Origin of the sequence: Actinophytocola sp. (assembly GCF_036378875.1) — a bacterium.
In the GTDB taxonomy this organism is placed as follows: domain Bacteria; phylum Actinomycetota; class Actinomycetes; order Mycobacteriales; family Pseudonocardiaceae; genus Actinophytocola.
The window spans coordinates 45637-59523 of record NZ_DASUVO010000020.1 but is presented as its reverse complement, the minus strand read 5'-3'; the positions used below and the strand labels follow the sequence as shown (position 1 = coordinate 59523).

Sequence of the window (13887 nt, the reverse complement as noted above, 5' to 3'; positions counted from 1 at the left end):
CGCGTCGGTCAGCGCCGGGCCAGCCGGACCGACCGGATCCCGGGCATGGGCAGCTGGACGGTGATCGACGCGAGCCCGTCGTCGCCGACCCCCACCTCCGCAAGGTACTCGATCGGCAGGGAGTCGGCGGCCCGCAACGTGATCCACTGCTCGTCGTCCGGCCAGTCGCCGCCACCCAGCTCCCGCCACGCGCGGCCGATGTTGGCGTGGTGTTCGTCCACCCGTGTCGATCTGACCGTGTACGTGCCAGGTTCGAGGCCCGTCACCGTGACCGTCACGGCCCGGTCGAGGTCCGGTGCGCCGTCTATCTTGGACTGATCGAGGGTTCCGTTCCACACCAGGACATCCACGGTGCTCGCCGCCCGGGTCGCGAGGGCCTCGACCAGTGAACCGCCGCCATCCCCGGCACACACGGCCGGCACCCGACCACCGGCCAACTGGGACAGCAGGTACAGCGCCCAGAACCGAGGCTTGCGCAGGTTGCCGACGGTCAGCAGGCCGAAACCACCGTGCAGCAGGTGGGGTGGCCAGCCCAGCTCCTCGAAGTGGTCCGAGCACACCCAGTACGCCAGGCAGTCCGTCGAGGTGAGGGCGCTCTTCATACCGCGTAACACGAACGGCGCCGCGAACGGCGTGTCGCTCACCCGGTGGAAGTGCGTTGGCGTGACACCCCACTCCGTCCACAGGATCTCCGGTTCCACCCGACCGGTGGCCTGCGCGAACGACGTGGTCAACGGCCGGAGGTCGAGCGGGGCGTTGCCGTAGGTGTGGGTGGACACGAAGTCGATCGGCACGTCGTGGGCGCGGCAGTGCGCCAGCAGGTCGCCAACCCAACCGGCGGCCGCGGACGCCGGCCCGCCGACGCGGATGCGCGGGTCGATCGACTTGATCTCCCGGGCGGCGATCTCGTACAGCTGGTGGTAGTCCTTCTGGGTGCCGTTCCAGAACACCGCCAGGTTGGCCTCGTTCCAGACCTCGAACTCCCAGGTCGCGACCTCGTCGGCGCCGTAGCGTTCCCGCAGGTGCGTGGTCACCGCACGGACGAGGTCGCCCCAGCGGTCCCACTCGCGGGGCACGGAAACACCCGCCCGGTACTCGAAGACCGTGTATCCGGGATCCTTGGCCAGTTCGGCCGGCAGGAACGACAGCTCGACGACCGGCTTGAGGCCGGTGGCGAGGAACCGGTCGTAGACCTCGTCCAACCCGGCGAAGTCGAACGTGCCGTCGGGCCGGACGGTGACTGTTTCGGGCAGGAACGTGCCGTGTGCGCGAACCGTTCGCACGCCGAGGTCGTCCCGCATGATCCGCAGTGCTTCGGCGTACTCGGCGGCGACGTGCGCCCCGCCAGGGCCCGGCTCGTCCCAGGTCAGCAGCGAGAAGTGCTCGGCGCCGATCATGCGCCGCCAGACGTCCTTGACCGGGGTGGGCTTCGCGGCCGCGTCCACGGTGACGGTCACCGCGCGGCCGCCGTTCGGGTCGGGGCTCGCCGTCACGGACCCGGACAGCGCACCGGCGCCGCCGTCGGTCCAGGTGGCGACCTTGTAGTGGTATGTGCGACCCGGCTCGACCAGGGTGTCGGCATACGGCGGGTGAGGGACGGCGAGCACGTCACCGCCGAGGTGGTCGAGCGGCTCGAACGGGCCGGCCGCGCTGTCGGCGCGGTGCACCAGGTAGCCGAGCGCGCCATTGACGGGTCGCCAGTCCAGGTGGACGAGCGCGGTGCCCGGGGTCGCGGTGAGGCCCTCGGGTGGGGGTAGCGGGGCCGTACCGGTCAGCGGCTGGTCGCTCTCCATGCCGATGCGTCGTTCCCAGTCCTTGCGTGCGGTCATGGGTGTTTGACCTCCCCAAACGGCGATGTAAGCGCTGTCTGTAAGCGCATACATTAGGGGCGCGTACCAACCCCTCGCAAGGGACGTGGATCGGCGTCAGCCGGGACAGCCGCAGCTTGTGCGGCGGGTCTGGGTGACCGGGAGCAGCACCGAGCGGGGTTCGCGGGCGGGCTCGGTGAGGCGTTCGATCAGCAGCTCGACCGCGGTCTGGCCGAGGCGGCGCATGGGTTGGGTCACGGTCGTGAGGCCGGGGCGGACGACGCGGCCGAGCTGGATGCCGTCGAAGCCCACCACCGCCACGTCCTCGGGGACGCGGACACCGCGGCGCTCCAGTACGTCGAGCCCGCCGATCGCCATCTGGTCGTTCGCGTACACCAGCGCCTGCGGCAGCGGCAGGTCGAGAAGGCGCCGTGTCGCGTCGCGGCCGCCGGCCTGTGTGAAGTCACCCCGGCTGTCCGGCTCGTCGGCGGCCGGAAGGCCGGCGGCGGTGAGTGCCTGCCGGTAGCCGAGGAACCGGGCGTTGGCGTCCGGCGAGTCGGCGGGGCCGCCGACGAACGCGAACCGGCGCACGCCGTGGTCGGCGACCAGGTGGGTGACCAGTTCCCGCTCGCCGTCGGTGTTCGCCACCTCCACGTGGTCGAGTTGGTCGATCTCCCGGGGACCCGCGATCATCACGACCGGCAGGCGCCGCGCCATCAGCTCGAGGTCCTCGGTGGCGATCGTCCTTGCCAGCACGGCGAAACCGTCGACCCGGCCCGCCACCGAGGCCACGAGGCTCTCCGGCCCGCCGGCGAGCGAGGCGGCGATCAGCAACGCGTACCCGCGCCGCCGCGCCGCCCGTTCCATGCCGCGGGTGATCTCGTCGGCGTAGAGGGTGAGATCCGCGTCCTCGCCGTCCTGCTCGTCGATCTCCGGGTCCGCGTGGTCCGGGAAACACAGACCGAGCACCCCGGTGCTGCGCGACGCGAGACCCCGCGCGCTGCCGCTCGGCACGTACCCCAGCTCCCGGGCCACGGCGAGCACCCGGTCCCGCGTCTGCGCCCGCACCGAGTCGGGGTTGCGATAGACCCGCGACACGGTCGCGATGGACACGTTCGCCCGCTCGGCAACGTCATAGACCGTGGGCACTCCCACCAGCGAGGACCTTCCAAGTAAGCGCATACGTGTAAGCGCATTCAGGCCGCCAACGCTACCGCGCTCCCACCTGCCCCGCGAGGCCCCGGTTCGACGTCACCTACCGCCTCTACCAGCGGCCATGTGTGACATGACTACGACAGCGAAAATAACACCCAGGTGTTATTTTCGCTGTCGTCGCCTGTTATCTTTGACTTGTGAAGCTGACTGAGGCGCTTCGACTGGTCGGTGACTACGCCGCCGACCAGGGAGGCCTCGTGACTTCCGCGCAGGCGAAGATCGTGGGAGTCGACGGTGTCACCCTCCGTCGGCTGGTCGACGCGGGGCTGCTTGAGCGTGTTGCACATGGCGTGTACGGGATGCCGGCCGCGATGGCCGCCGAGCACCTGCTTGAGCGCACTGCCTGGCTACGGCTGGCGGCTGGTCGCCCGGGATGGGAACGGAAGCCACTCGATCCCGACAGTGGAGTGCTCTCCCATCGGTCGGCCGCTGTCCTGCACGGCCTGGGTGACCTGGCACCGGACAGCGTGGAGATCACAGTTCCTCGTCGACGCACCAGCCGCGACCCGAACGTGCGCCTCCGCATCGCGCACCTCACTGACGACGACGTCACGAGTGTGGATGGGCTCCCAGTCACCACCGTGGAACGCACCATCGTGGACCTGCTGGCCGATCACACCGACGGTGGCCACGTCGGAGATGTGATGGCCGACGCGCACCGCCGCAACCTCGTCGATCTGTCTGCCCTGTCCAAGCGGGTGGTGCGCTTCGCGACGGCCTACGGGATCCGAGGCGCGGGGTCGAGTCGCGGTATGAAGCTCATCACGCGACTACTTGACCAGGTCGGATACCGGGATCTTGGGGACAGCGACCACCGCGCTGCAGAGGACCACGGTCGACAGGTGCTCGCCGTCGCCGACCGGCTGGTAACGCTCAAACCAGATGAGCTACGCAGGCTCGCGATGCTTCTGCGGTCCCCTGGTCTGGTGGAGAAGGTTACGCGAGGAACCAGGGAACAAACCCGCAGGCCGGAGACCGGCCGCGACCACGACGATCACGACGACGAGATGGAGACTCCGTGACCTACGAGTCACCGCGGGCGCTGTGCTCATAGCCCACCGCGAGCCACTCGACGGCCCTCCGGTGCACCTCGCGCTTCGAACCGAAGTCGGCCGCCGCAGAGCTTGCGGCACCGTGCTCGACCTTCCGACCACATTCACCATCCCGGGCACGAACTGGCCAACCGGTTACCGCGCCGCTGCGGCAAAGGTCGCCGGCCTGGCCAACTACCGCACGATCGAACTGGCCGCGGGCCTTGCGCACACCCTGCTCGATCCTCTCCTCGGACCCGACGATCCACCGCAGCGGTGGAATCCACGGCGGCTTGGGTGGGAGTGACCACAGCTCAGCTGCCGGTCCCCGCGAGTCGCGCGTTCAGCCCCCGCGAGTTGCGTTTTCGGGAACGTTTCGCTCCAGCATCTCGGTCAGGTAGGAGATGCCGTCGGCGCCATGGCCGGTATCGACGGCTCGCTGCGCGAGGGTGTGGGCCGCCCGCATGACGCTCGCGTCGAGGCCCCGTGCCTCTGCCGTCTCGATGATGTGTGCCATGCCGGCCGCCGCTGTGCGTAGGTTCGCCGCGTCGCCGGGGTGCTTGCCCTCCTCGAGACGGGCGCTGTACTCGTCGATCACCATCGGCAGGAGGTCGGAGATGCCGCGGGCCAGCGGCGCGAGCTCGGTCGCGGCGATGTTCTCGCTGCGGGCCATCGCGAAGGCGTGCGCGACGCCGGCCACCGACGTCCAGAACAGGTCCAGCAGCGCCACGTCGAACCCAGCCGCCCGACCCGGTTCCGCGCCGAGGTAGGGCTGGTTGCCACCGAGCGCGGAGAGCACCTCCGTCTGATGTCCACTGTGGAGGGTCAAGGCGGAGGCGGTGCCGATCGTGTCGGTCGGGGTCATGATCGCGCCGTCGGTGTAGAGGATGTCGTGCGTGGCGGCCCATTCCGCCAGCTCGCGTGCGGCGTCCGGGGAACCGCTGGTCAGGTTCACGACCAGCCGGCCGCGGAGGGTGTCGGCCAGCGGTGGCAGCACCGACCGGACCGCCTCGTAGTCCGTCAGGCACACCACCACGGTCTTGCTCGCCGTCACCGCCGCCGTCACGTCGTCCGTGCGGACGGCGCCGTCGGGTGCGGGACGTGCGGAACGGTTCCAAGTCGTCGTCGGATGCCCGGCTGCGGTGAACGCCGACGCGATCGCGTAGCCCATCGCGCCGAGGCCGAGCACGGTCACTGGTTCAGTCATGACCCGGACGCTAAAGCCTCACGCCGGTGTTAAGGTCAAGTCATGCGGATCGGGGAGTTCGCCAAGCGGACCGGGGCCAGCGAGCGTTCGCTGCGGTACTACGAGGAGCAGGGGCTGCTCAACCCGACCCGCACCCCGAGCGGCTACCGCGTCTACGCCGAGTCCGATGTGGACGTCGTGCGGCACGTGCGGATGCTGCTCGACGCCGGGCTCAACACCGCGTTCATCAGGGAAGTCCTGCCCTGCATGGTCGACACCGGCGACGGTCTCGCTCCCGGTTGCCCCGAACTGCTGCCGCACCTGACCAGGGAACGCGACCGCATGACGATGGCCATCGACGGGCTCGCCACGGCACGCACGCTGCTCGACGAGGTCATCGCCGCGACCCCGCCGGACAACGCCGCGTACGAGGAGTGGGTGGCCCGTCAGGCGGGTTGATCCCATGTTGTGGAAGCTTTTCCCACTCCGTTGACCGCGGTGTCCACGGAGTGTTGCGATGAAAGACGTGACTCCCGCCCTGACCAAGCGACGCCACGTCGACTTCGTCCGAGTCTGCGCTCAGGCGTGTCCCCGGTAGTCCAGTAACGCCTCTTCACGTGGTTTCGGCATGCCCTCATTCGGCCGTGGTCCGAGAGGAACTCTATGTCCACTGTGGAATTACTGGAGCGCGTCGCCGAACCGGTGGCGACGGTCCAGGCCAAGCGCCGCAAACGATTGCCTGACCTGCGTCGCTGGCTCAGCCCGATCGCGCTCGTCGTCCTCTGGCAGGTGTCCTCGGCCACCGGCCTGCTCCCGCCAGACAAGTTGAGCTCGCCGTGGACCGTGTTGCGGGCCGGCATCGACACGGCGCGCTCCGGCGAGTTGGGCGAAGCCTTCGCCGTGTCGATCACCAGGGTCGGCGTCGGGTTCGCGTTCGGGGCCGCGATCGCGCTGGTGCTCGGTGTCGTCGCGGGCCTGTCGAACTGGGGCAACGCGCTGATCGACCCGCCCGTGCAGATGCTGCGCACGTTGCCGTTCCTCGGTCTCATCCCGCTGCTCATCCTGTGGTTCGGCATCGGAGAGGAACCGAAGATCGTCCTGGTCGCGCTCGGCGTGGCGTTTCCCCTGTACCTCAACGTGCACTCGGGGATCCGCAACGTCGACGACCAGCTCATCGAGGCCACCACCGCGCTCGGCTTCACCCGCTGGGAACGGCTGTGGCACGTGGTCCTGCCCTCGGCCGTCCCGCAGACGCTCGTGGGTCTGCGGCAGTCGCTGGGCATCGCGTGGCTCGCGCTGATCGTCGGCGAGACCGTCAACGCGGACGCGGGCCTCGGTTATCTCATCAACAACGCACGCGAGTTCCTGCGCACCGACGTGATCGTCGTGGGGCTCGTCGTCTACGCCGTGCTGGGGCTCGTCACCGACGCGCTCGTCCGGCTGCTGGAGAGGAAGGCGTTGCGGTGGCGGAAGGGCTGACCGTCGAGGCTCGCGGGCTCACCAAGCGGTTCGGCACGCGCGAAGTGTTGTCCGGGCTCGACCTCGAGATCTCGCCGGGCGAGTTCGTCGCGCTGCTCGGCCGAAGCGGCTCGGGCAAGTCGACGCTGTTACGGGTGCTCGCCGGCCTCGACTCCGAAGTAGACGGAGAGTTCTCAGTGCACGGCACGGTGTCCGTGGCGTTCCAGCAGCCGAGGCTCCTGCCGTGGCGAAAGGTGTGGCGCAACGTCGTGCTCGGGCTCCGTGGTCGGGGCGCCGACCGCGGTCTGGCCGAACGGGCTCTCGCCGAGATGCGGCTGCGCGATCACGCCGACGCGTGGCCGCGCACGCTCTCCGGTGGTGAGGCGCAACGCCTTTCCCTTGCCAGAGCGCTGGTTCGCGAGCCGGACCTGCTGCTGCTCGACGAGCCGTTCGGCGCGCTGGACGCCCTTACCCGGCTCGCCATGCACGCGCTCGTCGCCGACCTGTGGGCACAGCACCAACCGAGCGTCCTGCTCGTCACCCACGACGTCGACGAGGCACTGCTGCTCGCCGACCGCGTCCTGATCCTCGACGGCGGCGCGATCGTCGCCGAACACGTGTTGACCCATGCCCGACCGCGCCGGCTCGCCGACCACCTCGACGTGCGTGCCCGCGTGCTGGCCGATCTTGGAGTGACCGACCATGCGATTGCGTAATGCCGTTCTCGTCACCGCGTTGCTCGCGCTGACGGCGTGCGGCACCTCGAACGAGCCGCGGCAGGCGAGCGTGCCGGCCCCGGTGAGCGGCGACGAACTCGCCAAGGTGACGTTGAAGGTCGGTGACCAGAAGGGCGGCTCGAAGGCGTTGCTGACGGCCGCAGGCCTGCTCGACGACGTGCCCTACAAGATCGAGTGGGCGACGTTCACGTCCGGTCCGCCGCTGCTGGAGGCCCTTTCGGCGGGCGGTGTCGACGTCGGCCGCGTCGGCAACACGCCGCCGATCTTCGCCGCGGCCGCCAACGCGAAGATCGCCCTGGTCTCCAGTTCCCAGGGCAACGTGGCGAGCGATGCCATCCTCGTGCCCGCGGACTCGTCGCTGAAGACGGTGAAGGACCTGAAGGGCAAGACGATCGGCGTTGCGAAGGGCAGCTCCGCGCACGGTCAGGTGCTGTACAACCTGCGCAAGGCCGGGTTGTCCACAAAGGATGTGAAGCTGTCGTTCCTGCAGCCCGCCGACGCCTACGGCGCGTTCAACCAGCACCAGATCGACGCGTGGGCGGTGTGGGACCCCTACACGTCGCAGGCGAAGCTGGAGTCGGGCGCCCGAGTGCTGGCCGACGGTCGCGGCACCGCCAACGGCTACACCTTCCTCGCCGGCGGCACCCAGTCGCTTTCCAACGCCGCGACAAACTCCGCGATCAGGGATTACGTGCTGCGGCACGCGCAGGCCGAGCGCTGGGCCGACACGCATCGCGAGGAGTGGGCGCAGGCGTGGGCCGAGGAGACCGGGCTGTCCATCGAGGTGGCTCATGCGGTGGTCAAGGCCGGACCGGACCTGCCGGTGCCGCTGGACGACTCGGTCGTCAAGTCCGAACAGGACCTCGCGAACGCGTTCACCGAGGACGGCGTGCTGCCTGGTCGCGTCGACTTCGCGAAGTTCGTGGACCGGCGCTACGTCAACGACATCAACAAGGGATGACGACCCATGACCGTTCACCTGCACTGGTTCCTGCCCACATCCGGCGACGGGCGCACGATCGTGGAACGCTTCCACGCCAACCGGTCGCTTGGCCCGTCGGCGGCGCGTCAGCCCGACATCGACTACCTGGCCCAGATCGCGCGATCGGCGGAGCAGCTCGGGTTCGAGGCCGTGCTCACCCCGACGGGCACGTGGTGCGAGGACGCGTGGCTGACGACCGCCGCACTGATCCGTGAGACGACGAAGCTGAAGTTCCTCGTGGCGTTCCGGCCCGGCGTGATCTCGCCGACGCTCGCCGCGCAGATGGCCGGCACCTACCAGCGGATCTCCGGCGGCCGCCTGCTGCTCAACATCGTGACCGGCGGGGATGCCGTTGAGCAGCGCCGGTTCGGCGACTGGCACGACCACGACGCCCGCTACGCACGGACCGACGAGTTCCTGTCGATCGTGCGCGGCGTGTGGAGCGGTAAGCCGTTCGACTTCGTCGGCGAGCACCTGTCCGTCGAGGGCGCGACAACGCTCGCGCCGCCGGACCCGCTGCCGCGGGTGTACTTCGGCGGTTCCTCGCCTGCCGCGCTGCCTGTCGCCGCCCGGCACGCGGACGTGTACCTGACGTGGGGCGAGCCGCCGTCGCAGGTGGCGGAGAAGATCGGTCGCGTCCGGGACCTGGCCGGCGACCGGGACGTCCGGTTCGGCATCCGGCTGCACACGATCTCGCGGGACACGTCGGCGGAGGCCTGGCAGGAGGCACGGAAGCTGCTCGACGCGCTGGACCCCGTGCAGGTGCGCCGGGCGCAGGAACAACTCGCCGCGAGCGAGTCGGTCGGGCAGCGGCGGATGGTCGCGTTGCACAACGGCGCGCTCGACGGTGACGTGCACTCGCTGGAGATCTACCCGAACCTGTGGGCGGGCATCGGTCTCGTGCGGGGCGGTGCCGGCACCGCCCTCGTCGGCAGCCACGAGGAGGTCGCGGAGCGGATCGCGGAGTACCACGCGCTCGGCATCGAGGAGTTCGTCCTGTCCGGCTACCCGCACCTGGAGGAGGCGTACTGGTTCGGCGAGGGGGTGCGGCCGGTGCTCGCGCGCCAGGGACTGCTCTCGCCAAGCCTGGTTGTCGTATAACCCCTTGAGGGGGTATACATGGGGTCATGCCAAAAGTGAACGTGTATCTGCCGGATGACCTCGCCGAGACGGTGAAGGAGATCGGGCTGCCGGTCTCCGCGATCTGCCAGCGCGCACTGGAGCAGTCGGTGAAGCGCGTGTCGGCGATCCGGACCGCGGTGGTCGGGGAGCTGGACCCGACCGCGGGTCTGGCCTCCTTCACCCCGAAGGCAAAAAACGTCGTGAACCTCGCGATCGAGGGTGCCTGGGACCGGGGTGCCGAGGAGGTCGGGACCAGGGACCTGCTGCACGCCATGATCAGCGAGGGGACGAACCTCGGCGTGCACGCGCTGCGCTCGATCGAGGTCGAGCCGGAGCAGGTGCTCAAGGAGTTGGCGCGACGTGCGGGGGAGAGTGGCGGCACCGGTGCCCGGCGTGTGAGCAGGACGGCGGCGAACGCGCTGGAGCTGACCGTCATCGAGGCGCTCACGCTCGGGCACAACTACGTCGGCTGCGAGCACCTGCTGCTCGGCCTGGTCGCGGAACCGGACGGCACCGCTGGGCAGGTGCTGCGTGGCATGGGTGCGGACTCGCGCGCCGTACGGCAGGCGGTGTCGGCGTTGCTCGCGGGATATCTGCAGGCGACCCAGGCCGCGGGCGCGTCGCCGATCACGGCCGCGGTGACACAGGCACTGGAACCGGTGCTGCGCCGGCTCGACCGCTTGGAGCAGCGGGCCGGCTTGACCGACCACGAGTGACCGACTGCGGTTAACCTTGCGAAGGTGAGCCGTGCCATCGCCGTCCGCGCTATGGACGGGTTCGAGCTGGCCGCGTACGCCGTGCAAGTGGAGCGTCTGTACCGGTTGTGTTTCTCCACGCCCCCGTGGCTGGAGTCGGAGGAGCGGCTGGTGGGGTTCCACGACCGCTTCGACCAGCACCTGTCCAACCCGGGGGCCAGCGGCGTCGTCGTGACCGATGGTGAGGAGCTCATCGGCGTGGTCTACGGCTGGCCCGCCGGCGACGAGCTCGCCAGCGGTTCGCCGTTCGACGACGCGCTGGCCGCCGCGGTCACCCCCGAGATCGCGCGCCGGCTGGTCGCGCCCGCGGTCGTGGTCGCGGAGCTGATGATCGACCCCCGCCGCCAGCGCCGTGGCATCGGGCGCGCGCTCCTGACCAGGTACGTCGAGGAGTGGCCTGCCGCCTGGCTCGCCACCCATTCGGAAGCGCCTGCCGCGCGGATGTACCGGGAGGAAGGGTGGCGGCAGGAGGCCGAGTTCACTGTGGACTTTCAGCCGATGGTGGTGTTCACGTGGCAGGCTCCCAGGCGAACGGTGTCATCGGCTCGTCGAGCGGCGCGCGGGTGAGCCGGTTCGCGAGCGTCGACATCGTGTAGGTGCCGATCCCCAGCACCACCTCGAGCGCCTGCTGGCGGGTGAAGCCCGCGGTCGTGAAGGCGTCGAGTGCGTCGTCGGGCACGGCGCCCGCCGTGTCCAGCACCGTGTGGGTGAAGTCCCGGATCGCCTGGAGACGCTCGTCCGGCAGTGGCTTGTCCTCGCGCAACGCGGTGACCAGCGCGGGGTCGGCGTCGAGTTGGCGCAGCTTGGCCGTGTGCATGGCCACACAGACGTGGCAGCCGTTGCGTGTCGCCATCGTCATGATCAGTGTCTCGCGCGCCAGCGGATCGAGGCTCGTGGTCTCGAACATCGCGGTGAGCTTGAGGAACCCGTCGAGCAGCAGTGGTGCCTCTGCGAGCCGGGCGACGGCGGCGGGCAGGTAGCCGAAGCGCTTCTCGGTGGCCACGAGGGTCCGGCGGGCGGCCTCGGGCGCGGTCTCGACGGTGTGGTCGACGAACATCTCACTCCTGTAGAGATAGACAACGTGGTTGACCAAATAGTAAACGAGGTTGTCTAAGTTGACAATGTCCGCTGTGACCTCGGGTTATGAGCTACCCCTGCTGCTGTTCGGCGGGTTCCGTGCGTTGATCGACCGGCTGCACGAGGAGTTGGCGCGTCAGGGCCATGTCGACGCGCGGCCTGCGCACGGGTTCGCGTTGCAGGCCATCGGGACGACCGGCGTGACCGCGGCGGAGCTGGGGCGGCGGCTCGGGGTGTCGAAGCAGGCGGCCGGCAAGACGGTGGATCGGCTGGTGCGCCTCGGTTACGTGGAGCGTGCGGCGTCCGAGGTCGACGGCCGCGCGAAGGTGGTGCGGCTGACGTCGTTCGGGGTGGACCTGTTGGCACGCTCGGCCGCGATCTTCGACGAACTGCGTGCCGAGTGGGTCGCGACGTTGGGGATCGAGCGGGTCGATTCCTTGGAATCGGCATTGCGGGCGGTGGTGCCGCCTGGTTTGCGTGTTGATTCGTTCGGCTGGTTCGGGGCGGATTGACGGACATGAGTCGGCGCCCGGGCCGGCGGGGAAATTTCGACCCGGACGCCTCTCCTCAATTCAGCCGACAGCGGACTCTTCCGATGATTTCAGCAGCAGCACCACCAAGTGCCGCAGATGCTGACCACGATGCCAAGTCCGATACCGATCACGCGCACCTCCACGTTCGGCGATTGTTTCGCTGCTGCGAAAACGCTTGTGACATTAGCGGTCATCGAGTTGGAATGTCTTTCCCCGGTCAGAGTGAAGCAAACCCTGGTGGTCGCCCGCGAGATGAGCCGAAATTCGCGAGAATGGCCTAGTGGAAGGTATCTTTCAGGTGGATTCGCGTCTCTTGTCAGACGCGACGGCTTCTGGTGGTATGGGCAGATGCGGACTGTTCTGGGGGTACTGCTGCTTCTGTCCGGTTTTCTGGTCGCCTCGCCGGCCTCGGCGGCGACCACGGTGAAGGTGTTGCAGCTCAACATCTGCCACAGCGGTCTCGCGGGTTGCTACACGGGCGCGGAACCGGTGATGGCGAAGGCCGTCTCGGTGATCGGCTCGACGAGACCGCAGGTCCTGTCGGTGAACGAGGCGTGCGCGGGTGACGTGGCGAGGCTGCAGGCGGCGATGGGGGCGTCGCAGGCGGTGTTCGTGGCGGCGCAGAGGAGGGACGGCACACCGGTCACCTGCACCAACGGTCAGCAGTTCGGCAACATCCTGATCGTCGTCGCCGCGCTCGCCGGCGGCCCTGCGAGCACCGGCCGGTACACGGCGCAGGACACCAGCAACGAGATGCGCGTGTGGGCGTGCCTTCCCGCGGGTGGCGTGAGCGCGTGCACAACCCACCTGTCGGCGAGGACCGGTTCGGTCGCGTTGGCGCAGTGCAAGGAGTTGCTGGGCCGTGCGGTGGGTCTACCCGGCCCGACGGTCGTGGCGGGCGACATGAACCTGCGCTATCAGGGCAGCCCGAACGTGCAGGACTGCAACCCGGCGGGCTTCTATCGCAAGGGCGACGGCGACGTGCAGCATGTGTTCGCGTCGACCAGCTTGGCTTTCGTCAGCGGCACGGAGTTGAGCATGTCCGGCACGACCGACCACCCGGCCTGGCTGGTGACGGTCACGGCCCCGTGAGGTCGCGCTCGGAGATCACCTCGATGTGGTCCCCTTCAATGGTCAACACGCAGGGGACCAGCTCGGTCGTGGGGTACTCCGACTCGTGAACCGCCCGGCGGACCGTGTCCGCGAGCGGTGAGTCCGCGTCCGCCACATAGATTTCGTCGGGACAGGGCAGACCCACGACCAGCCGCTTCGCGCCGCTGAGCTCGGACAGCCGACGGTAGAAGTCCGGCAGGCACACCATCGCCGAGACGAGCGTGCCGGACAACGACAGCAGCTGTCCGTCGTCGGTCTGGTGGCCGTTCACCCGCAGATCGGTGGTGAGGTTCTCGCAGGCCTCCGCCATCAGCTCGTCGAACGAATGCTCACCGAGTTGGTGGTGCGTCACGTGGTACATGCCGAGCGTGCCCCGTGGTGTCATCGCGACCACCGCGAGCGCGAGGTGTAACCGCCCCGAGGCCACCGGCCAGTGCGGCACCGCCTCGAGCAACCCCACCTGCGGCGACGAGTCGCTCCACAACACCGGCAACAACTGCCCGTCGCCGGCTTGCTGGTCGTCGGCGTTCTGCTGCCCGCTGTCGTTGCCAGCCGCGGCCGCCAGCATGGTCGCCCGCGCCGCCGTGAATGCCTCGTCCCAGTCGACCGGGTCGGGGCGGCGGAAGTTGAACGTCACGGCCGCGGCGGGGAAGGTCGCCTCGATGAACGTCACGTCCGTCGGCGATGGTTCCCACTCGGCGTGTAGTGCGACCACGCTTCCGGCGTGCGCGCCATGCTTGTGACGAACGCCTTCCCAGGCTTGGCTGACGCCGTCCTCGGCGAGCGTCGGGGCGTGCCCCACCACGATCTCGTCAGCACCGGTGTTCAGTTGGAACACAACGACATTGGTGCGCGGGTCGACAGTCACGC

The 13887-nt window shown here is 69.1% G+C and carries 16 protein-coding genes; 11 read left to right on the top strand and 5 right to left on the bottom strand.

All coding sequences use genetic code 11. The features are described 5' to 3' along the window. Window positions 1–8: 8 nt before the first annotated feature. Window positions 9–1829 (bottom strand): GH39 family glycosyl hydrolase, encoded by a 1821-nt coding sequence (locus VF106_RS05515; protein WP_330838457.1) that lies wholly within the window; start codon window positions 1827–1829, stop codon window positions 9–11. 96 nt (window positions 1830–1925) lie between these two features. Further along, a complete protein-coding gene (locus tag VF106_RS05510) occupies window positions 1926–2963 on the bottom strand; it encodes a LacI family DNA-binding transcriptional regulator (RefSeq protein ID WP_330838456.1) in 1038 nt (345 codons plus the stop codon). 197 nt (window positions 2964–3160) lie between these two features. Here VF106_RS05510 and VF106_RS05505 point away from each other — a divergent pair, with 197 nt between their 5' ends. Both VF106_RS05505 and VF106_RS05500 read left to right on the top strand, forming a co-directional pair. Beyond that, entirely contained in the window at window positions 3161–4045 is an 885-nt protein-coding gene (locus VF106_RS05505; protein ID WP_330838455.1) for a type IV toxin-antitoxin system AbiEi family antitoxin domain-containing protein, read from the top strand. Window positions 4046–4157: 112 nt separating this feature from the next. Further along, a complete protein-coding gene (locus VF106_RS05500; protein WP_330838454.1) occupies window positions 4158–4361 on the top strand; it encodes a hypothetical protein in 204 nt (67 codons plus the stop codon). Window positions 4362–4397: 36 nt separating this feature from the next. Here VF106_RS05500 and VF106_RS05495 read toward each other — a convergent pair whose 3' ends face one another. Then, window positions 4398–5261: an NAD(P)-dependent oxidoreductase gene (locus tag VF106_RS05495; protein WP_330838453.1), complete on the bottom strand. Its 864-nt coding sequence runs from the start codon at window positions 5259–5261 to the stop codon at window positions 4398–4400. Window positions 5262–5303: 42 nt separating this feature from the next. On the opposite strand from VF106_RS05495, the gene VF106_RS05490 reads away from it, so the two are divergent. The 7 genes from VF106_RS05490 (at window position 5304) to VF106_RS05460 (ending at window position 10861) form a co-directional block, all read left to right on the top strand. Continuing rightward, window positions 5304–5699, top strand: coding sequence for a MerR family transcriptional regulator (locus VF106_RS05490; RefSeq protein ID WP_330838452.1), 396 nt, complete (start codon window positions 5304–5306; stop codon window positions 5697–5699). A 204-nt stretch (window positions 5700–5903) separates the two neighbouring features. Then, entirely contained in the window at window positions 5904–6719 is an 816-nt protein-coding gene (locus VF106_RS05485; protein ID WP_330838451.1) for an ABC transporter permease, read from the top strand. Then, window positions 6704–7414: an ABC transporter ATP-binding protein gene (locus VF106_RS05480; protein WP_330838450.1), complete on the top strand. Its 711-nt coding sequence runs from the start codon at window positions 6704–6706 to the stop codon at window positions 7412–7414. The genes VF106_RS05485 and VF106_RS05480 overlap by 16 nt, the downstream gene beginning before the upstream one ends. Further along, the gene (locus VF106_RS05475) at window positions 7401–8396 is read left to right on the top strand and encodes an ABC transporter substrate-binding protein (protein ID WP_330838449.1); all 996 of its coding nucleotides are present in this window, start codon (window positions 7401–7403) and stop codon (window positions 8394–8396) included. The genes VF106_RS05480 and VF106_RS05475 overlap by 14 nt, the downstream gene beginning before the upstream one ends. A 6-nt stretch (window positions 8397–8402) precedes the next feature. Beyond that, window positions 8403–9518, top strand: coding sequence for an LLM class flavin-dependent oxidoreductase (locus VF106_RS05470; RefSeq protein WP_330838448.1), 1116 nt, complete (start codon window positions 8403–8405; stop codon window positions 9516–9518). Window positions 9519–9544: 26 nt separating this feature from the next. Next, on the top strand, window positions 9545–10255 hold the full coding sequence (locus tag VF106_RS05465; protein ID WP_330838447.1) for a Clp protease N-terminal domain-containing protein: 711 nt from the start codon (window positions 9545–9547) through the stop codon (window positions 10253–10255). Between the two features lie 24 nt (window positions 10256–10279). Then, window positions 10280–10861, top strand: coding sequence for a GNAT family N-acetyltransferase (locus VF106_RS05460; RefSeq protein WP_330838446.1), 582 nt, complete (start codon window positions 10280–10282; stop codon window positions 10859–10861). Here VF106_RS05460 and VF106_RS05455 read toward each other — a convergent pair. Next, window positions 10803–11351, bottom strand: coding sequence for a carboxymuconolactone decarboxylase family protein (locus tag VF106_RS05455; protein ID WP_330838445.1), 549 nt, complete (start codon window positions 11349–11351; stop codon window positions 10803–10805). The two genes, VF106_RS05460 and VF106_RS05455, sit on opposite strands and share 59 nt — an antisense overlap. A gap of 64 nt (window positions 11352–11415) precedes the next feature. Between VF106_RS05455 and VF106_RS05450 the strand changes: the two genes are divergently transcribed. Together VF106_RS05450 and VF106_RS05445 are read left to right on the top strand one after the other, a co-directional pair. Continuing rightward, entirely contained in the window at window positions 11416–11883 is a 468-nt protein-coding gene (locus VF106_RS05450; RefSeq protein ID WP_330838497.1) for a MarR family winged helix-turn-helix transcriptional regulator, read from the top strand. 369 nt (window positions 11884–12252) lie between these two features. Then, a complete protein-coding gene (locus tag VF106_RS05445) occupies window positions 12253–12996 on the top strand; it encodes an endonuclease/exonuclease/phosphatase family protein (protein ID WP_330838444.1) in 744 nt (247 codons plus the stop codon). Here VF106_RS05445 and VF106_RS05440 read toward each other — a convergent pair. Then, window positions 12983–13885, bottom strand: a complete 903-nt coding sequence (locus tag VF106_RS05440; protein WP_330838443.1) for a hypothetical protein — start codon at window positions 13883–13885, stop codon at window positions 12983–12985. The genes VF106_RS05445 and VF106_RS05440 overlap by 14 nt on opposite strands. Window positions 13886–13887: the final 2 nt, after the last annotated feature.